Genomic DNA, 19,190 nt, shown 5'->3' with positions numbered 1-19,190 from the left:
GAAACAGAATTTGCCTGGCGGCACTAGCGCGGTGGTCCCACCTGACCCCATGCCGAACTCAGAAGTGAAACGCCGTAGCGCCGATGGTAGTGTGGGGTCTCCCCATGCGAGAGTAGGGAACTGCCAGGCATCAAATTAAGACCATTTCCCCTGACAAGGAAGTGAGAGAAATACCTGACATGAGAGGCATTATTCTTGTGTGAGTACAGAATCGGTGGAGCGGTAGTTCAGTTGGTTAGAATACCTGCCTGTCACGCAGGGGGTCGCGGGTTCGAGCCCCGTCCGTTCCGCCACTTATAAAAATTATGCCTGCTAATTTTAGCAGGCATAATGTTAAGCGTAATTTAGGGGCGTAGCTCAGTTGGTAGAGCACCGGTCTCCAAAACCGGGTGTCGCGAGTTCGAATCTCTCCGCCCCTGCCATTTAGAAACCCTTCGCGAAAGCGAGGGGTTTTTTTCTTTGTGCCATCCCAAAATCCCTGAATATTCACCTGATCATGGCCTCAATACCTCCTCTTCGATCCGCGCCTTATTCTTTTTACCCTCACTTGAAAGCCTAATCCTGTCTTTTTCTCACGTATTTTCTGTGTTTTTTTAGCTGAATACATGCACTAAATGATTGTTCTACACGTATGTGACTCCGCTCATAACGCTTTTTTTGGTTTGTACTAAAACTACTAATCGCCCTATGACGCTAAAAAATCTAACGACCTCCTCTCTCCTTTGTTCTTTGTTGGTCTCAGAGAACAAATAGAAGACAGGCGCGTTAGTGAGCCGTCTTAGTCGTATCCGAAAAGCGATAACAAAAACAGCGCAAGACTACACGCGAGGAACGAACCATGTACAAGAAATTATTATTGGCAGCAGCAGTTGCAACGGCATTTTGTGGAATGGCGCAGGCCGCACCTCTTGTTGTCGGTTTTTCACAAATCGGCTCTGAGTCAGGCTGGCGTTCCGCAGAAACTAAAGTGTCTAAACTTGAAGCTGAAAAGCGCGGTATTACGCTGAAAATCGCTGATGCTCAGCAGAAGCAAGAGAACCAGATTAAAGCGATTCGTTCCTTCATTGCCCAAGGTGTGGATGCTATTTTCATCGCTCCTGTTGTGGCGACAGGTTGGGCTCCGGTACTGACCGAAGCTAAAGAAGCTAAGATCCCTGTATTCCTGCTCGATCGTACCATCGAAGTCAGCGATCCTTCTCTGTATACCGCAGCGGTTGCTTCTGACAGCGTGCATGAAGGCAAAGTGGCCGGTGACTGGCTGGTAAAAGAAGTGGGCGGTAAACCATGCAATGTGGTTGAGCTGCAAGGCACGGTGGGTGCGAGCGTAGCATTGAACCGTAAAAAAGGGTTTGCTGACGCACTGGCTGCTGCGCCAAACGTGAAGATTGTGCGTTCTCAATCCGGCGACTTTACCCGCAGCAAAGGCAAAGAAGTTATGGAGAGCTTCATCAAAGCGGAGCAAAACGGCAAAAATATCTGCGCCGTCTATGCACATAACGATGATATGGCGATCGGTGCCATCCAGGCCATTAAAGAAGCTGGCCTGAAACCGGGCTCACAGATTAAAGTCGTCTCTATTGATGGTGTGCCTGATATCTATAAAGCCATGCTGAATGGCGAATCTAATGCCTCCGTAGAACTGACACCGAATATGGCGGGCCCTGCTTTTGATGCTCTGATTGCCCTCAAAACGAAGGGGACTCAGCCACCGAAATTCATTCAGACACAGTCAACTTTAGTGCTGCCTGATGCAGCGCAAAAAGAGTACGACATGAAGAAAGATATGGGTTATTAAGCCGTATTCGCCAGCTCAGCATGCATGTCGGGCTGGCGATTATCATGATGATTCATTCCCATTTCGCCTCAGGCGAATGCCGTAGGAGTTGATACCGTGACGGATAATGCACGCTCTCAAACTTTGCTCGAAGTCCGCGGCTTGTCTGTAGAATTTCCCGGCGTTAAAGCGTTGGAGAAGGTCGACTTCACGCTACACAGCGGTGAGATAGTCGCGCTGTTGGGGGAAAACGGGGCAGGGAAATCCACGTTAATCAAAGCGCTGACCGGTGTTAACCGGCGTTCTGCCGGGACGGTATATCTGAATGGCCAGGCTATCGATCCTATCAACACGGCACATGCCCAGGCCTTGGGAATTGGTACGGTATATCAGGAAGTGAATCTACTGCCGAATATCTCCGTTGCCGCCAACCTGTTTATTGGCCGCGAGCCTACCCGCTTTGGACTTGTCAACCAACGCAAAATGGAACACCAGGCACGTGACTTACTTGACGGTTACGGCCTTAACTTCGATGTCAGCCAGCCCCTTGCGACGTATTCCATCGCTATCCAGCAAATTGTGGCGATTGCGCGTGCGGTCGATCTCTCTGCTCAGGTGCTCATTCTGGATGAGCCAACTGCCAGTCTGGATGCCAAAGAGGTCAGCATGTTGCTCGATATTCTGATGCAACTTCGCAGTCAGGGCGTCGGGATGATTTTCGTCACACACTTTCTTGATCAGGTTTACCGCATTAGCGATCGCATTACCGTATTGCGTAACGGAAAACTTGTGGGCAGTGAACTTACCTGTGACCTTCCCCGCATGGATCTGGTACCGATGATGCTCGGGCATAGTTTCGATGAAAGCCTGCTCAAACGTGGTGAACATCGGACGATTAGCGGTGAACCGCTGGTTGATTTCAAAGAGTATGGGCGTCGGGGAATGGTGGAAAATTTTGATCTGAATGTGCGTAGAGGCGAGATAGTCGGCCTCGCAGGGTTGCTAGGCTCCGGGCGTACTGAAACAGCGCAACTGATTTTTGGCATCAAAAATCACGATACCGGCAAAGCACGCGTTGATGGTGTGGCGTGTCAGATCAACACACCGCGCAAGGCTGCAAAACTGGGATTTGGCTATTGCCCGGAAGATCGTAAAACTGACGGTATCATTGGTGCGGCGACGGTCAGGGAAAACATTATCCTGGCCCTCCAGGCACAGCGTGGCTGGTTGCGGCCACTTTCAATGAAAGAACAAAACCAGATCGCCGAGAAATTCATCAAACTACTGGGTATTCGCACCCCCAGCGCTGAGCAAGAAATTCAATATCTGTCAGGAGGAAATCAGCAGAAGGTTCTGCTGTCCCGCTGGCTGGCTACCAATCCACGCTTCTTAATCCTTGATGAGCCAACGCGCGGAATTGACGTCGGCGCCCATGCTGAAATCATCCGCTTGATCGAAAAGCTGTGTGATGAAGGATTAGCTCTGTTGGTGATCTCCTCTGAACTTGAGGAGCTGGCTGGCTATGCTGACCGTATTGTCGTCCTGCGCGATCGTCGCCATATTACAGAAATCACGCAAGACCAAATCTCCGTTCCGGCGATTATGAAAGCCATTGCGGTTCAATGAGGGGAAGGCGATGAACAACAGGAGCCTGCCGATGACAGGAAAACCGCGCAAAGTCAGATGGGTATTCCCAAAAGGTACTACGCAGTTCGGTGCTTTGCTGGCGATATTGCTGATTGATAGTCTGGTGGCACCCGGATTTTTCTCGATCCATATTCAGGATGGCCGTTTGTTTGGTAGCCTGGTCGATATCTTTAACCGCGGCGCGCCGGTGGCTCTGTTAGCTATCGGCATGACGTTAGTGATTGCGACGGGCGGTATTGATCTCTCCGTCGGGGCCGTGATGGCGATTGCAGGCGCGACTGCAGCCACCATGACCGTTCAGGGATATCCGTTGGCGAGTGTCATTTTGGCCGCTGTTGCAGTCGGTGCAGCTTGTGGTTTATGGAATGGCTTTCTTGTGGCGGTACTGCAAATCCAACCAATTGTTGCCACTCTGATGCTTATGGTGGCAGGGAGAGGCATCGCCCAATTGATAACCGAAGGCCAAATTGTCACTTTCGAACATAACGGTCTGTCGCAATTCGGTAGCGGTTCATTCTTTTACTTACCGATGCCGGTGATCATTGCGGCCTTGATGTTGTTGTTTGTTTGGGCGTTGACCCGTAAAACCGCGCTTGGGCTGTTTATTGAGTCAGTCGGCATCAACATTCGTTCTTCCTACTATGCGGGAGTGAATGCGCGACTGGTATTGATTGCGGTATATGTGATTTGTGGAGTCTGTGCGGCCGTTGCCGGGGTGATCGTCACCGCCGATATTCGCGGTGCTGATGCCAATAATGCCGGATTATGGCTCGAATTGGACGCTATCCTCGCCGTTGTGATTGGCGGAGGCTCGCTGCTGGGCGGGCGTTTCAATCTGCTGCTCTCGGTGATAGGCGCATTGATTATTCAGGGGATGAACACCGGGATTTTACTTTCCGGTTTCAAACCGGAATTCAACCTGGTGCTGAAAGCCTTGGTTGTGCTAGCTGTTCTGGTGGTCCAGTCGCCACGGGTATCGCTGAGTGCCTTATGGCGGAGGAAAGAATAATGCTGAAAAGAAACCTGCCACTGCTGATCACAATTTTGGTGTTCATTGTCGGTTACGGCTACTGCTTCACTCAGTTTCCCGGTTTTGCCTCGACCCGTGTCTTTTTCGATCTGCTGACTGACAATGCTTTCCTCGGCATTGTTGCCGTAGGCATGACATTCGTGATCCTTTCGGGTGGTATCGACCTTTCTGTTGGATCAGTGATTGCCTTCACTGGCCTTGCGCTGGCGAAGTTAATTGGTGTGTATGGCATTGCACCGGGTTACGCCTTTGTCATTGTGCTCTTCGCCGGTGCGATTTTTGGCGGGCTGATGGGGTGGATTATTGACACGCTCAAGCTTCCCGCTTTTATCATCACTCTGGCGGGTATGTTTTTTGTTCGTGGGATGAGCTTCATTGTTTCAGAAGAGTCGTTGCCCATTAATCATCCGCTTTATGCGACGCTTGCAAACTATGCGTGGAAAATGCCCGGTGGTGGGCGCTTAACGCTACTGGCGTTGATCATGCTGCTGGTCGTGGTGTTCGGCATGATTCTGGCGCATCGCACGCGTTTTGGGAATAACGTCTATGCCGTGGGTGGCAATAGCGTATCGGCGGCATTGATGGGCGTGCCGGTCAGACGTACCACGATTTATATCTATATGCTCTCAAGTACGCTGGCCGTCTTGTCTGGCATCGTATTTTCTCTCTATACCTCTGCGGGTTACGCCCTGGCGGCCAGCGGTGTCGAACTGGATGCGATAGCGGCTGTCGTTATCGGAGGAACGTTGCTGAGCGGAGGAGTAGGAACGGTGCTCGGTAGTCTGTTTGGCGTATTAATTCAGGGTCTGATTCAGACTTACATCACCTTTGACGGCACCCTAAGCTCCTGGTGGACCAAGATAGTGATGGGGATTTTGTTGTTTATCTTTATCGCCCTGCAAAAAGGCATGGGCACCTTCTGGGTGGCACGCCGCGCTCGCCATCCGCGACCTGAGCCGGGATGAGGAACGGAGAGCTCTTTCTGTCATAAGTAGGTCAGCAGCGGCGTTTTTAATAACTGCCGAATCAAAACCTGTTGGTCGCTGTTCTGCAACCAAACGGCGTATAGCGGGCGGATCACCGGTGGAATATCGTGGTAAGCCGACAGCTGTGGGAACTCTTTTTCCCAGTGTGATGGCAAATAGGCACAGCCTCCGGTGGTTTCCAGCAACTGACGTGTCAGATGGGCAGAGGTCGTCGTCAGCACCGGTTCCAGCTCATTAGTCTGGGCGCGGCTTTCCTGCTGGGTGAAGTCGGCACCCCATTCCAGACGAACATAAGGCGCGTGTTCGGTTTTATCTTGTTTGTCTGATGCAAAAAGACGTAACGAGAAATTACCCAGCAGCTGGCTGGAGAGCTCATCCATCTTGGGCGGCTCGGTGGTTATCAAAAGATCCAGTTGCCTTTCATGCAGTTGTTTGACCAGCGAATGGCGAAGTGCAACGCGAGCTTCGAGCCGTAATGCTTCCCGCTGGCTATATAGCGCCTGCAACCATGGTGTCAGATAGGCTTCCCATAGTGACGCCGTTGCTCCAATCGATAATTCTGTGTGCTGTAGAGAGCGCACAACCTCTTTCTTTGCCATTTGCCAGGTTGACATCAGGTTTTCTGCGTAGGGCAGCAGACGCTCACCTGCGGGCGTTAAGCGGATATTATTTCGATGACGGGTGAACAGATTTGCCCCAAGTTGGGTCTCCAATTGACGGATGCGAAAACTGACCGCCGATTGCGTCAGATAGAGAGATTCAGCCGCTCTACCAAAGTGGCGCGTTCTACTGACCTCCAAAAAGGTTTTCAGTAATTCCGTATCCAAAACTATCTCCAATATTTTTTGTCGTTAAGATTCAAATGTTTTGTTTTACACATTGTCAAGCCTATCTAATACTCCGCGCCATAACAGCACGACCATGAGTGAATTAGGAGCGTGTCAGATGGCGGAAAGTTTCACCACGACAAATCGTTTTTTTGACAATAAACATTACCCTCGCGGGTTCTCCCGGCATGGCGATTTCACCATTAAAGAAGCGCAAATGCTAGAACGTTACGGCTTTGCATTCAATGAGCTGGACTTAGGGAAACGTGAGCCTGCAACCGACGAAGAAAAGCTCTTCCTTGAGGTTTGCCGCGGTACCCGTGAGCCAGTAACTGAAGCGGAAAAAGTATGGAATAAGTACATTATCCGTACCCGCCGTCCGAAAAAGTTCCACACGTTGTCTGGCGGTAAACCGCAGGCTGACGCAGTGGAAGACTACACCGAAAGCGACGATTAACGAAACGGGGCATTGCCCCGTTTTTTTATGCCAGGCTCTTATGCAATTTTAACAATAGCCTATCCATGCATCTGTAGCTTAATGCTTCAGAAATATGAGCTTTCTCTATCATAGACTGATTACTGAGATCGGCTAATGTTCTCGCCACTTTCAAGATCCGGTGCCAGGCCCTGACCGATAACCCTAGCTTGTGCAGTACGCTTTCTAAAAACTCCGCATCATCTTTCCTGAGTTCACAATATTTCTCCACTTCGCTGCTGCTCAGATGTGCATTAATTTTGCCGGCGCGCGCCAGTTGAATATTTCGGGCGGCGATCACCCGTTCTCGTACCTGCCCGCTGTTCTCCCTGATGCACGATGCCTGTCGTTGGCTTTGCTGGCTAAGTACGCCAGGAGGCAGTAAAGGCACTTCGATAGACAAATCGAAACGGTCGAGGAAGGGCCCCGAAAGCCGGCTGAGGTAACGCAGAACCTGCTGGGGAGGCGTTCGGTTATGGATACCCTGATAATGTCCCGTTGGGCTGGGATTCATGGCGGCGATCAGCTGGGCTCTGGCGGGATAACGCACTTTAGCGCGTGCCCGAGAAATCGTAATTTCGCCTGACTCCATCGGTTGGCGCAATGCATCCAGCACTTTTCGTTCGAACTCCGGCAGCTCATCCAGAAATAATACACCGTTGTGCGCTAACGAAATTTCTCCGGGACGTGGCAGAGAACCGCCGCCGACCAGCGCGCTCATCGACGTACTGTGATGGGGCGAGCGAAAAGGGCGCTTGCGGGAAAATTGCCCGTTTTCTTCGGGGTTATAAACCAAACTGGCGATAGCCGCCGTTTCCAGCGTTTCCTGATTGGTCAGGGGAGGCAATAAACCCGGTAAGCGGCTCGCCAGCATTGTTTTTCCCGTGCCGGGTGGGCCAATCAGCAGCAGGTTATGACCGCCCGCTGCCGCTACCTCCAGCGCCCGCTTAGACTGCTCCTGCCCAATAATGTCCCCGATGTCAGGCTGGTCAGCCGAAATATCAGTTTCTTCTCCTGGCTCAACATCACTCAGGCTCTCTTCCCCCTGCAAAAAGGCACAGACCTGCAAAAGGTGGTCCGCGACTTTTGCTACGCCGGTTTCAAGTAAGGCCATCTCCTGCCGGTTATCGGTGGGCAGGATCAGCAATCGCCCCTCTTTCTGCGCTTCAAGTGCCGCCGGAATAGCGCCATTCACGCCGCGTAACGCCCCTGACAGGCCTAACTCCCCCAGAAACTCATACTCACCCAGCTTATCGCCACAAAGCTGCTCAGAAGCCACCAGAATCGCCAGCGCGATCGATAAATCGTAGCGGCCCCCCTCTTTAGGTAAGTCTGCCGGGGCTAAATTGACGGTGATACGTTTTGCGGGAAAGGTAAACCCGCCATTGATAATGGCGCTGCGCACACGGTCTCTGGCCTCTTTCACCGTGGTTTCCGGCAGGCCAACCAGAGTCAGGGCCGGTAAACCGTTGCTGATATGCACTTCCACCGAAACGCCTGGCGCCTGAACGCCGAGTGAAGCACGGGTATACACCACCGCTAATGCCATGGTTTTTTCCTTGCGATAAGCAATCCTCAGGCTTCAGCATGCCTTAATGGCGGCGGAGGTGCTCTTGCGCAGATGCGCTCTCCAGCAATCCTCGCGATCATATTTGTTGGTCGTGAAATTTCAGCAGCGTATTGCGAGCCAGTTCGCACAGTGAGCAACACCCGTTAACACTTTGCGCTACCTGGAAACAAATTAGCCCCCTAATAATATTGATGGCGACTCATTCAGGGTGTTTAATTCATTGGCATATTAACAATAATTAAACATTTGCGGTTGTTGTTTAACATCACCTCTGCCTCACTGCCCCTGACGGAAAACTCAGTGAGTGCGCTCCTACATTTTTCCGCGATAGGAAATACATCATGTTCGGTTGGACTTCCAGACAGCGCAATGTCGCTATTGCCAGCTTCCTCAGCTGGACGCTCGATGCCTTTGATTTCTTTATTCTTGTTTTCCTGTTAAGCGACATTGCCAGCGCTTTTCAGGTCGATATCAAAGAAGTCACCCTTGCGATTCTTCTCACCCTTGCGGTGCGCCCCATCGGGGCGCTTTTATTTGGCCGCGCGGCAGAAAAATACGGCCGTAAACCGATCTTGATGATCAATATTGCTTTCTTCTCCGTATTTGAACTCTGTACTGCGGCCGCGCCTTCACTGACTGTCTTTCTGATCCTGCGCGTGATTTACGGCGTTGCGATGGGTGGAATCTGGGGCGTGGCATCGTCACTGGCGATGGAGACTATTCCCGACCGTTCCCGCGGATTTATGTCCGGTGTATTCCAGGCGGGTTATCCGTTCGGTTACCTGCTGGCGGCGGTCGTTTATGGGTTGTTCTCCAATGTCGTTGGCTGGCGCGGCATGTTCGTCATCGGTGCCGTACCCATTTTCTTGCTGCCTTTCATTTGGTTTAAAGTGCAGGAATCCCCGGTCTGGCTGGCGGCTCGTGAGCGTAAAGAGAGTACGGCGCTGCTGCCGGTTCTCAAGTCGCAATGGAAGTTGTGTCTTTATTTGGTGGTTCTGATGGCGGCCTTTAACTTCTTCAGTCATGGGACTCAGGATCTCTATCCTTCATTCCTGAAAATTCAGCACGGTTTTGACGCCCACACCGTCAGTTTGATTGCTATCGGTTACACCATCGCTTCTATCATTGGCGGCATTTTCTTTGGTTCGCTGTCGGAACGCATTGGACGTAAAAAAGCCATTATTATCGCGGCGTTACTCTCCCTGCCAGTGATACCGTTGTGGGCATTCTCCAGCGGGACATGGACCATTGGACTGGGTGCATTCCTGATGCAATTTATGGTGCAGGGCGCATGGGGTGTGGTGCCTTCTTACCTCACCGAGCTGGTGCCCGCAAACACGCGCGCCGTGCTTCCGGGATTTGTTTATCAGTTGGGTAATCTGCTCGCCTCAGTCAACGCGACTTTGCAGGCTTACATTGCCGAAAGCCATGGGCATAACTACGGGCTGGCGATGGCCATGGTGGCGGGTACGGTAGCCATTGTGATTTCAGTGCTGGTGGCATTTGGTCGCGATACGCGCGGAAAAGTGCTCAATGATGCAACAAAATCATCGGCGGGGAAAATTCGTTCTGGTGCCTGATTTTATTCATTATTTTTGGATTAATGACAAGCAGGCTACAGATGCTACCGCAAGAAAAGTATTGTCATGTGGCGTCTAACTGTGATAACTCTGTAGGCAATCGTTCGTAAGAAAGAATTGAAGAAACCAAAAATGAAAGCCCTTCTCCTCGTAGTTAGCCTAGTCGTTATTAGCGTGGTGGTGATTATTATCCCACCGTGCGGGGCTGCACTTGGACGAAGAAAGGCTTATTAAACAAGCCTGAACCTGAAAAGAAACCCCGCACCGAAAGGTCCGGGGTTTTTTTTTGGTCGGCGATTTACGTAAACAATGAAGCGAGGTCGGAAAATGAGCAACAGCATAATGTTCTGCACTTGTCGCCAAAAGGCAGGGGAATAAGGATGAATGGAGCACAGTGGGTAGTACAAGCATTGCGCGCACAGGGCGTCGATATGGTTTTCGGCTACCCGGGTGGAGCAATCATGCCGGTCTATGATGCATTGTACGACGGCGGCGTGGAACACCTACTGTGTCGGCATGAGCAGGGCGCTGCCATGGCGGCTATCGGCTATGCCCGTTCAACCGGTAAAGTCGGCGTCTGTATCGCCACTTCCGGGCCCGGCGCCACTAACCTGATCACCGGCCTGGCCGACGCGCTCCTGGACTCCGTTCCCCTGGTTGCTATCACGGGTCAGGTTGGCTCAGCGTTCATCGGCACCGACGCTTTCCAGGAAATCGACGTTTTAGGTTTATCGCTGGCCTGCACCAAACACAGCTTCCTGGTTGAATCACTGGAGGCGCTGCCGGAAATCATGGCAGAAGCCTTTGCCATCGCCAGCAGCGGGCGTCCCGGCCCGGTTCTGATCGACATTCCAAAAGATATCCAGCTGGCTGTCGGTGAATTGCCCCCACATCTGCTGGCGGTTGATGAAAGTTTTCCGCATCCGGTGGCCGAACTGGAACAAGCTCGCGCGATGATCGCTGCGGCGCAGAAACCGATGTTATACGTCGGTGGTGGCGTGGGCATTGCGCAGGCGGTTCCGGCGCTGCGTGAATTTATCTCTGCCACGGGTATTCCGGCGGTCGCCACACTGAAAGGCTTGGGGGCGCCGGATGCCAGCGACCCATGCTATCTGGGCATGTTAGGCATGCACGGCACCAAAGTGGCAAATCTGGCGGTGCAGGGCTGCGATTTACTGATTGCCGTTGGTGCGCGTTTTGATGACCGCGTGACCGGCAAATTAAATACCTTCGCCCCGCACGCGGCGGTGATTCATATGGATATCGACCCGGCCGAACTGAACAAACTGCGTCAGGCACATGTGGCATTGCAGGGGGATCTGAAAACGTTGTTACCTGCGCTGAAACAACCGTTAGCGATCAACCCATGGCGTGACCACGTGATGACGCTGAAAGCGCAGGGTGAATGGCGTTACGACCACCCGGGCGAAGCCATCTATGCACCGTTGCTGCTCAGGCAGATTTCTGACCGCAAAGCAGCCGACACCGTTATCACCACCGACGTGGGTCAGCACCAAATGTGGACCGCGCAGCACATGCAGTTCACCCGTCCTGAAAATTTCATCACCTCCAGCGGCCTGGGTACCATGGGCTTTGGCATTCCCGCTGCCGTGGGCGCACAGGTTGCCCGCCCGAATGACATGGTTATCTGTATATCGGGTGACGGCTCATTCATGATGAACGTTCAGGAACTGGGTACCATCAAACGAAAACAGTTACCGGTAAAAATCCTGTTACTGGATAACCAGCGGTTAGGGATGGTTCGACAGTGGCAGGAACTGTTTTTTGATGGGCGCTACAGTGAAACAAACCTCTCCGATAACCCCGATTTTGTCACGCTGGCCAGCGCATTTGATATCCCCGGCCAACGTATCAGCCGTAAAGATCAAGTCGACGCCGCCCTGGATGCTCTCTTCAATAGCGAAGGTCCGTATTTGCTTCAGGTTTCCATCGATGAAAGCCAGAACGTCTGGCCCCTGGTTCCGCCGGGTGCTGGTAACGAAACCATGTTGGAGAAAATGTCATGATGCAGCATAACGTCTCAATCCAGGCGCGTTTCCGCCCTGAAATGTTAGAGCGCGTATTGCGCGTGGTGCGTCACCGTGGTTTTCAGGTGTGCGCGATGAATATGAGCCCGATGGTCAATGCGGAAAATATAAATATCGAATTGACCGTTGCCAGCCTGCGGTCTGTAGATTTACTGTCTTCACAGTTAAGCAAATTGATGGATGTCGCCTGCGTCGAGATCCAACAACACACATCACAACAAATACGCGCGAATGCGTGAGTAAATAGGGACGAGAAGAATGACGAAGAAAGCAGATTACATTTGGTTCAACGGCGAGATGGTTCCCTGGGCGGAAGCCAAAGTGCACGTAATGTCCCACGCATTGCATTACGGCACTTCAGTCTTCGAGGGCGTGCGTTGCTACGACTCCCATAAAGGCCCGGTTGTATTCCGTCACCGCGAACATATGCAGCGTCTGCGCGACTCAGCCAAAATCTACCGTATGCCTGTGACTCAGAGCGTTGATGAGCTGATGGAAGCCTGCCGCGAAACTCTGCGTAAAAACAATCTGGTCAGCGCGTATATCCGTCCGCTGGTGTTTGTGGGCGATGTTGGCATGGGCGTGAACCCGCCGGATGGCTACAAAACTGACGTGATCATCGCCGCCTTCCCGTGGGGCGCGTATCTGGGCGAAGAAGCGCTGGAGCAGGGTATCGACGCGATGGTGTCTTCATGGAACCGCGTTGCCGCCAACACTATCCCAACCGCCGCGAAAGCAGGTGGTAACTACCTCTCCTCACTGCTGGTGGGCAGCGAAGCACGCCGCCACGGTTATCAGGAGGGGATCGCCCTCGACATTCACGGTTATGTTTCCGAAGGTGCTGGCGAAAACCTGTTCGAAGTGAAAGAGGGCATTCTGTTTACACCGCCGTTCACCTCTTCTGCACTGCCGGGTATCACCCGTGACGCGATCATCAAACTGGCGAAAGACATGGGCCTGGAAGTTCGCGAACAGGTACTGTCACGAGAATCCCTCTATCTGGCTGACGAAGTCTTTATGTCAGGTACCGCGGCTGAAATCACGCCAGTGCGCAGCGTTGATGGCATCCAGGTCGGTATCGGTAAACGCGGTCCGATCACCAAACAAATTCAGGATGCATTCTTCGGTCTGTTTACCGGCAAAACCGAAGACAAATGGGGATGGTTGGATCCGATTAATCCTCAGTAGCCTACAGAACAAGAATTATGCGGGTGGCGATTGCGTCACCTGCTAAACAGAAATGACTTGGAGTGAATAGAGCATGCCTAAGTACCGTTCCCATACCACGACTCATGGCCGCAACATGGCGGGCGCCCGCGCACTGTGGCGCGCCACCGGGATGACCGATGATGATTTCGGTAAGCCCATTATTGCTGTTGTTAACTCCTTTACCCAGTTCGTGCCGGGTCACGTGCACTTGCGCGATCTGGGTAAACTGGTTGCCGAACAAATTGAAGCCTCCGGCGGTGTGGCCAAAGAGTTCAACACCATTGCCGTTGATGACGGTATCGCCATGGGTCACGGCGGCATGCTGTATTCATTGCCTTCACGTGAGCTGATCGCCGATTCCGTGGAATACATGGTGAACGCGCACTGCGCCGATGCCATGGTGTGTATTTCCAACTGCGACAAAATCACCCCGGGAATGCTGATGGCGTCACTGCGCCTGAACATTCCGGTGATCTTTGTTTCCGGCGGCCCGATGGAAGCCGGTAAAACGAAGCTGTCTGACAAAATCATCAAGCTTGATCTGGTTGATGCCATGATTCAGGGCGCAAACCCGAACGTCAGCGACGCCGACAGCGAGCAGATCGAACGTTCCGCCTGCCCAACCTGCGGATCCTGTTCTGGTATGTTCACCGCCAACTCCATGAACTGCCTGACCGAAGCGCTGGGCCTGTCCCAGCCGGGCAACGGTTCACTGCTGGCGACCCACTCCGACCGCAGAGAGTTGTTCCTGAATGCCGGTCGCCGCATCGTTGAGTTGACTAAACGTTATTACGAAAAAGACGACGAAACGGCGTTGCCACGCAACATCGCCAGCAAAGCGGCGTTCGAAAATGCCATGACGCTGGATATCGCAATGGGCGGCTCGACTAACACCGTTCTGCACCTGCTGGCTGCGGCGCAGGAAGGCGGGATCGAATTCGATATGATCGACATCGACCGTCTGTCACGCGTCGTACCTCATCTGTGTAAAGTGGCACCGAGCACCCCGAAATATCATATGGAAGACGTTCACCGTGCTGGTGGCGTACTGGCGATTCTGGGCGAACTGGACCGCGCCAACCTGCTGAACCGCGACGTCAAAAACATCCTTGGCCTGAACCTGACGGAAACACTGAATCAGTACGACATCATGCTGACCAAAGATGAAGCCGTGAAAAAAATGTTCCGCGCCGGTCCGGCCGGTATCCGTACCACGCAGGCATTCTCACAAGATTGCCGCTGGGACACGCTGGACGATGACCGCGCCGAAGGCTGTATCCGTTCGCTGGAAAATGCGTTCAGTCTGGAAGGCGGTCTGGCCGTGCTGTACGGCAACATCGCCGAAGCGGGCAGTATCGTTAAAACCGCAGGCGTGGATAAAGATAATCTGATTTTCCGTGGTCCTGCCAAAGTGTATGAAAGCCAGGACGACGCCGTGAGCGCGATCCTCGGTGGCAAAGTGGTTGCAGGTGACGTTGTGGTTATCCGCTACGAAGGGCCAAAAGGCGGTCCGGGCATGCAGGAAATGCTCTATCCGACCACCTATCTGAAATCCATGGGGCTCGGCAAAGAGTGCGCACTGATCACCGACGGGCGTTTCTCCGGCGGGACTTCAGGTTTGTCTATCGGCCACGTTTCTCCTGAAGCGGGCAGCGGCGGCATGATTGCGCTGGTTGAAGATGGCGACTTCATCGACATCGACATTCCAAACCGCAGCATGGTGCTGGACGTTCCGGCAGCAGAACTGGCTGCGCGTCATGCAGCAGAAGAGGCCCGCGGTGACAAAGCGTGGACGCCGAAAAACCGCGTGCGTGAAGTCTCTTACGCGCTGCGTGCTTACGCAATGCTGGCGACCAGTGCCGACAAAGGCGCCGTTCGCGACAAGTCCAAGCTGGGAGGCTAAAAGTCATGGCGGTATCACAACCTCTACCCGACCAGCCGTGTGGCGCGGAGTATCTCCGCGCTGTACTGCGGGCACCGGTTTATGAAGTGGCGCAGGTTACGCCTTTGCAGGTCATGGAAAAAATCTCCACCCGGTTGGGCAACACCATTCTGGTGAAGAGGGAAGACCGTCAGGCTGTTCACAGTTTTAAACTGCGCGGTGCCTATTCCATGATTGCCGGCCTGACCGAAGAACAGGCGGCTCGCGGCGTGATCACGGCTTCGGCCGGTAACCACGCGCAAGGCGTCGCGCTGTCAGCCACCAAAAAGGGTATTCGCTCGCTTATCGTTATGCCCGTTGCCACGGCAGACATCAAGGTCGATGCCGTGCGTAATTTTGGCGGTGAAGTGATGCTCTATGGCGCGAATTTCGATGAAGCCAAAGGTAAGGCCATCGAGCTTGCACAACTGCAGGGCATGACCTTTGTGCCGCCGTTTGACCATCCGGCGGTGATCGCCGGGCAGGGCACGCTGGCGATGGAACTGTTGCAACAGGATGCGCATATTGACCGCGTATTCGTCCCCGTCGGCGGCGGTGGCCTGGCCGCTGGTGTGGCGGTGTTGATTAAACAGTTGATGCCGCAAATTCAGGTGATCGGTGTTGAAGCCGAAGATTCTGCCTGCCTGCGTGCCGCGCTGGACGCGGGTGAACCGGTTGATTTGGCGCGCGTTGGTTTGTTCGCCGAGGGCGTGGCAGTGAAGCGCATCGGTAATGAAACCTTCCGCCTGTGCCGTGAATATCTTGATGATGTGATCACCGTCGACAGCGACGCCATTTGCGCTGCGGTGAAAGACCTGTTCGAAGACGTGCGCGCTATCGCTGAGCCTTCCGGTGCGCTGGCGCTGGCCGGGCTGAAGAAATACGTTCAGCAGCACAACATTCAGGGCGAACGTCTGGCGCATGTGCTTTCTGGCGCGAACGTTAACTTCCACGGTTTGCGCTATGTATCAGAACGTTGCGAACTTGGCGAACAACGCGAAGCACTACTGGCAGTGACCATTCCAGAAGAAAAAGGCAGCTTTCTGAAGTTTTGCCAGCTGCTTGGCGGGCGGTCAGTGACCGAGTTCAACTACCGCTATGCCGATGACAAAAGTGCCTGCATCTTTGTCGGTGTGCGTCTGACCCGTGGTCATGCTGAACGCCAGGAGATTCTCGACGAACTGCACCACGGCGGCTATCAGGTGGTGGATTTATCTGACGACGAAATGGCCAAACTGCATGTGCGTTACATGGTCGGTGGGCGTCCAAGCAAGCCATTGCGTGAAAGGCTTTATAGTTTTGAGTTCCCAGAATCACCGGGCGCACTGCTGAAGTTCCTGCACACACTCGGTACGCACTGGAATATTTCGCTGTTCCATTACCGCAGTCACGGCACTGATTTTGGCCGCGTCCTGGCTGCTTTCGAACTGACCGATCAGGAACCTGAATTCGAGAAAAACCTTTCGGCCCTGGGCTTCGATTGCCACAACGAGAGTGATAATCCCGCTTTCCGCTTCTTCCTGGCGGGGTGAAGAACTGAAGGGCCCATGGGCCCTTTTTCTTTGCCATCGTTTGTCGCAAAAGGGGCTATAAAAGCTGCCAGAAGGCGTCGATTAGTGGTTCGTTGAGCCGTTTTTTCTGCACACAGACACCCAGTTCCAGGGGTGCGCCAAGCGTGACGTTATCCAGAATCGAAATACGGTTACGCACCGGTTCCGGGCTGTTATCGACCACGACCGACGGGATCAGTGCGATGCCACAACCGAGTGCCACCATCGAGACAATCGCTTCGTGGCCGGACACGGTGGCATAAATCAGCGGATTGCTCAGGCGGTTGCGTTTGAACCAGATGTCGATGCGTTTTCGCGCCGGGCCGTGTTCGGGAAGAATGAACGGGATTTGCGACCAGTCAGGATGCGGTTCGCTGACCTGGGTCCGCACCGCACAGGGCAGGGATGGGGAAATCAGAATCATCGGGATTTCGCCGATTTTGGTGAAATCGACGCTGCCCGGCAATGTTTCAGGATGACCGGCGATACCTAAATCCGCTTCGGTGGATTGCACTTTTTCGACCGCATCGGCGGCATCACCGGTGGTCAATTTGATTTCGACCAGCGGATGCTGCGCCCGGAAGCGGTCAAGGATCGGCGGCAGATGGCTGTACGCGGCGGTTACCGAGCAAAACAGACGCAGCTCGCCGCTCAGCGTCGGGCCATGCTGATCCAGCCCGCTGCGCAGTTGCTGGTAATGCAGCAGCGTTTGCTGGGCAAAGTTTTTGAGTTGTTCGCCCGCACTGGTCAGTTGCACGGTGCGGTTGTCACGCTGAAACAGCGGCTGGCCGAGTTCCTCCTCCAGCCGCTGGATCTGGCGCGACAGCGTTGACGGGCTGACGTGCATGGCCTTCGATGAACGGCCAAAATGGCGGCTTTCCGCCAGATGCAAAAACAGTTTCAGATCACGTAAGTCCATAAAGATTACCCGGCTCTTTGGTTTTACAGGTCATGTTGCAGATTTTGCAACGTCATCTTCGCAATATATCAATTTAAGCAATGTGTCGCATGACATATAGTGAATTCACGGCGTTCACCGGCTCACCGGTGAAACAAAAAATAACAGCACTTACCTCGATAGAACGGAGCAAGACATGGCTAACTATTTCAACACACTGAACCTGCGTCAGCAGCTGGCACAACTGGGCAAATGCCGCTTTATGGGTCGCGATGAATTCGCTGACGAAGCCAGCTACCTCAAAGGTAAAAAAGTGGTGATTGTCGGCTGTGGCGCACAAGGTTTGAACCAGGGTCTGAATATGCGTGATTCCGGCCTGGATGTGTCATACACCCTGCGTGCAGAAGCGATTACTGAGAAGCGTGCTTCATGGCGCAAAGCCACCGAAAACGGCTTCAAAGTCGGTACCTACGAAGAATTGATCCCACAGGCTGATCTGGTGGTTAACCTGACGCCGGACAAGCAGCACAGTGCTGTGGTTAAAGCGGTTCAGCCTCTGATGAAAGATGGCGCTACCCTGGGTTACTCCCACGGCTTCAACATCGTTGAAGTGGGCGAGCAAATCCGTAAAGACATCACCGTCGTGATGGTGGCACCGAAATGTCCGGGTACTGAAGTACGCGAAGAGTACAAACGTGGTTTTGGTGTGCCGACACTGATCGCCGTTCACCCGGAAAATGACCCGAAAGGCGAAGGCATGGCGATTGCTAAAGCCTGGGCTGCGGCCACCGGCGGCCACCGTGCCGGCGTTCTGCAATCTTCTTTCGTTGCAGAAGTTAAATCTGACCTGATGGGTGAGCAAACTATTCTGTGCGGCATGCTGCAGGCCGGTTCACTGCTGTGCTTCGACAAATTGATAGCTGACGGTGTTGACGAAGCTTACGCAGAGAAACTGCTGCAATTCGGCTGGGAAACCATCACCGAAGCGCTGAAACAAGGCGGTATCACGCTGATGATGGATCGCCTGTCCAACCCAGCTAAACTGCGTGCTTATGCACTGTCCGAGCAGCTGAAAGGCATCATGGCACCGCTGTTCCAGAAACACATGGATGACATCATTTCCGGCGAATTCTCCAGCGGTATGATGGCTGACTGGGCAAACGACGATAAAAACCTGCTGACCTGGCGTGAAGAGACCGGCGCATCTGCATTCGAGAACGCACCTCAGTTCGAAGGCAAAATTGCAGAGCAGGAATACTTCGACCACGGTGTTCTGATGATTGCGATGGTGAAAGCGGGTGTTGAACTGGCATTCGAAACCATGGTGGATGCAGGCATCATCGAAGAGTCCGCTTACTACGAATCACTGCACGAGCTGCCGCTGATCGCTAACACCGTTGCACGTAAGCGTCTGTATGAAATGAACGTGGTGATCTCTGATACTGCAGAGTACGGTAACTACCTGTTTGCTAACGCCGCTGTACCATTGCTGAAAGAGTTCATGACCACGCTGCAGGCGGGCGACTTGGGTAAATCTGTGGCGGGCACCCACGTTGATAACGCGCAACTGCGTGACGTTAACGAAGCCATCCGCAACCACCCAATTGAAGCAGTCGGCCATAAATTACGTGGTTACATGACTGATATGAAACGTATCGCGGTTGCCAGCTAATCA

Annotated in this window: 16 protein-coding genes, 2 tRNA genes and 1 rRNA gene; 16 read left to right on the top strand and 3 right to left on the bottom strand. The window is 53.3% G+C overall.

Annotated elements, in window-relative coordinates; translation table 11 throughout:
* The first annotated feature begins 13 nt into the window (after positions 1 to 13).
* The 7 genes from rrf to yjfF all read left to right on the top strand — a co-directional run bounded on the left by rrf (position 14) and on the right by yjfF (position 5,416).
* A 5S ribosomal RNA gene (gene rrf / locus EAH77_RS20065) occupies positions 14 to 129 on the top strand.
* 87 nt (positions 130 to 216) lie between these two features.
* Positions 217 to 293 (top strand) — tRNA-Asp (locus EAH77_RS20060).
* A gap of 53 nt (positions 294 to 346) precedes the next feature.
* Positions 347 to 422: transfer RNA gene (locus EAH77_RS20055), tRNA-Trp, on the top strand.
* Positions 423 to 838: 416 nt separating this feature from the next.
* Positions 839 to 1,795, top strand: a complete 957-nt coding sequence (gene ytfQ, locus EAH77_RS20050) for a galactofuranose ABC transporter, galactofuranose-binding protein YtfQ (RefSeq protein ID WP_140474583.1) — start codon at positions 839 to 841, stop codon at positions 1,793 to 1,795.
* A gap of 123 nt (positions 1,796 to 1,918) precedes the next feature.
* A complete protein-coding gene (gene ytfR, locus EAH77_RS20045; RefSeq protein ID WP_194150523.1) occupies positions 1,919 to 3,400 on the top strand; it encodes a galactofuranose ABC transporter, ATP-binding protein YtfR in 1,482 nt (493 codons plus the stop codon).
* A 10-nt stretch (positions 3,401 to 3,410) separates the two neighbouring features.
* Complete coding sequence (gene ytfT / locus EAH77_RS20040; RefSeq protein WP_140474581.1) at positions 3,411 to 4,430, top strand: galactofuranose ABC transporter, ATP-binding protein YtfT; 1,020 nt, start codon at positions 3,411 to 3,413, stop codon at positions 4,428 to 4,430.
* Positions 4,430 to 5,416 (top strand): galactofuranose ABC transporter, permease protein YjfF, encoded by a 987-nt coding sequence (gene yjfF, locus EAH77_RS20035; protein WP_140474580.1) that lies wholly within the window; start codon positions 4,430 to 4,432, stop codon positions 5,414 to 5,416. Before ytfT ends, yjfF begins: the two co-directional genes overlap by 1 nt.
* Before the next feature lie 20 nt (positions 5,417 to 5,436).
* Here the strand turns inward: yjfF and hdfR are convergent, their stop codons facing one another.
* Positions 5,437 to 6,264, bottom strand: coding sequence for an HTH-type transcriptional regulator HdfR (gene hdfR, locus EAH77_RS20030; RefSeq protein WP_140474579.1), 828 nt, complete (start codon positions 6,262 to 6,264; stop codon positions 5,437 to 5,439).
* A 118-nt stretch (positions 6,265 to 6,382) separates the two neighbouring features.
* Here hdfR and EAH77_RS20025 point away from each other — a divergent pair, with 118 nt between their 5' ends.
* On the top strand, positions 6,383 to 6,721 hold the full coding sequence (locus tag EAH77_RS20025; protein ID WP_140474578.1) for a DUF413 domain-containing protein: 339 nt from the start codon (positions 6,383 to 6,385) through the stop codon (positions 6,719 to 6,721).
* Positions 6,722 to 6,746: 25 nt separating this feature from the next.
* On the opposite strand, the gene EAH77_RS20020 is transcribed toward EAH77_RS20025, so the two are convergent.
* Complete coding sequence (locus tag EAH77_RS20020; RefSeq protein WP_140474577.1) at positions 6,747 to 8,288, bottom strand: YifB family Mg chelatase-like AAA ATPase; 1,542 nt, start codon at positions 8,286 to 8,288, stop codon at positions 6,747 to 6,749.
* A 362-nt stretch (positions 8,289 to 8,650) separates the two neighbouring features.
* On the opposite strand from EAH77_RS20020, the gene EAH77_RS20015 reads away from it, so the two are divergent.
* The 7 genes from EAH77_RS20015 to ilvA all read left to right on the top strand — a co-directional run bounded on the left by EAH77_RS20015 (position 8,651) and on the right by ilvA (position 16,599).
* Positions 8,651 to 9,889, top strand: coding sequence for an MFS transporter (locus EAH77_RS20015; RefSeq protein WP_140474576.1), 1,239 nt, complete (start codon positions 8,651 to 8,653; stop codon positions 9,887 to 9,889).
* 132 nt (positions 9,890 to 10,021) lie between these two features.
* Positions 10,022 to 10,123 (top strand): ilv operon leader peptide, encoded by a 102-nt coding sequence (gene ilvL, locus EAH77_RS20010; protein WP_015699153.1) that lies wholly within the window; start codon positions 10,022 to 10,024, stop codon positions 10,121 to 10,123.
* Between the two features lie 146 nt (positions 10,124 to 10,269).
* A complete protein-coding gene (ilvG, locus tag EAH77_RS20005; protein ID WP_140474575.1) occupies positions 10,270 to 11,916 on the top strand; it encodes an acetolactate synthase 2 catalytic subunit in 1,647 nt (548 codons plus the stop codon).
* Positions 11,913 to 12,176 (top strand): acetolactate synthase 2 small subunit, encoded by a 264-nt coding sequence (gene ilvM / locus EAH77_RS20000; RefSeq protein WP_140474574.1) that lies wholly within the window; start codon positions 11,913 to 11,915, stop codon positions 12,174 to 12,176. Before ilvG ends, ilvM begins: the two co-directional genes overlap by 4 nt.
* A gap of 19 nt (positions 12,177 to 12,195) precedes the next feature.
* The gene (locus EAH77_RS19995) at positions 12,196 to 13,125 is read left to right on the top strand and encodes a branched-chain amino acid transaminase (protein WP_140474573.1); all 930 of its coding nucleotides are present in this window, start codon (positions 12,196 to 12,198) and stop codon (positions 13,123 to 13,125) included.
* 73 nt (positions 13,126 to 13,198) lie between these two features.
* Complete coding sequence (ilvD, locus tag EAH77_RS19990) at positions 13,199 to 15,049, top strand: dihydroxy-acid dehydratase (RefSeq protein WP_140474572.1); 1,851 nt, start codon at positions 13,199 to 13,201, stop codon at positions 15,047 to 15,049.
* Positions 15,050 to 15,054: 5 nt separating this feature from the next.
* Positions 15,055 to 16,599, top strand: coding sequence for a threonine ammonia-lyase, biosynthetic (ilvA, locus tag EAH77_RS19985; protein ID WP_140474571.1), 1,545 nt, complete (start codon positions 15,055 to 15,057; stop codon positions 16,597 to 16,599).
* Positions 16,600 to 16,654: 55 nt separating this feature from the next.
* Here the strand turns inward: ilvA and ilvY are convergent, their stop codons facing one another.
* A complete protein-coding gene (gene ilvY / locus EAH77_RS19980) occupies positions 16,655 to 17,536 on the bottom strand; it encodes an HTH-type transcriptional activator IlvY (protein ID WP_140474570.1) in 882 nt (293 codons plus the stop codon).
* 175 nt (positions 17,537 to 17,711) lie between these two features.
* Between ilvY and ilvC the strand changes: the two genes are divergently transcribed.
* A complete protein-coding gene (ilvC, locus tag EAH77_RS19975; RefSeq protein ID WP_140474569.1) occupies positions 17,712 to 19,187 on the top strand; it encodes a ketol-acid reductoisomerase in 1,476 nt (491 codons plus the stop codon).
* Positions 19,188 to 19,190 lie beyond the last annotated feature (3 nt).

The sequence above is a fragment of the Ewingella americana genome (assembly GCF_006438725.1).
Taxonomy (GTDB): Bacteria; Pseudomonadota; Gammaproteobacteria; order Enterobacterales; family Enterobacteriaceae; genus Ewingella; species Ewingella americana_A.
The sequence above is the reverse complement of the archived record's forward strand: the minus strand, read 5'-3'. Positions and strand labels throughout refer to the sequence as shown.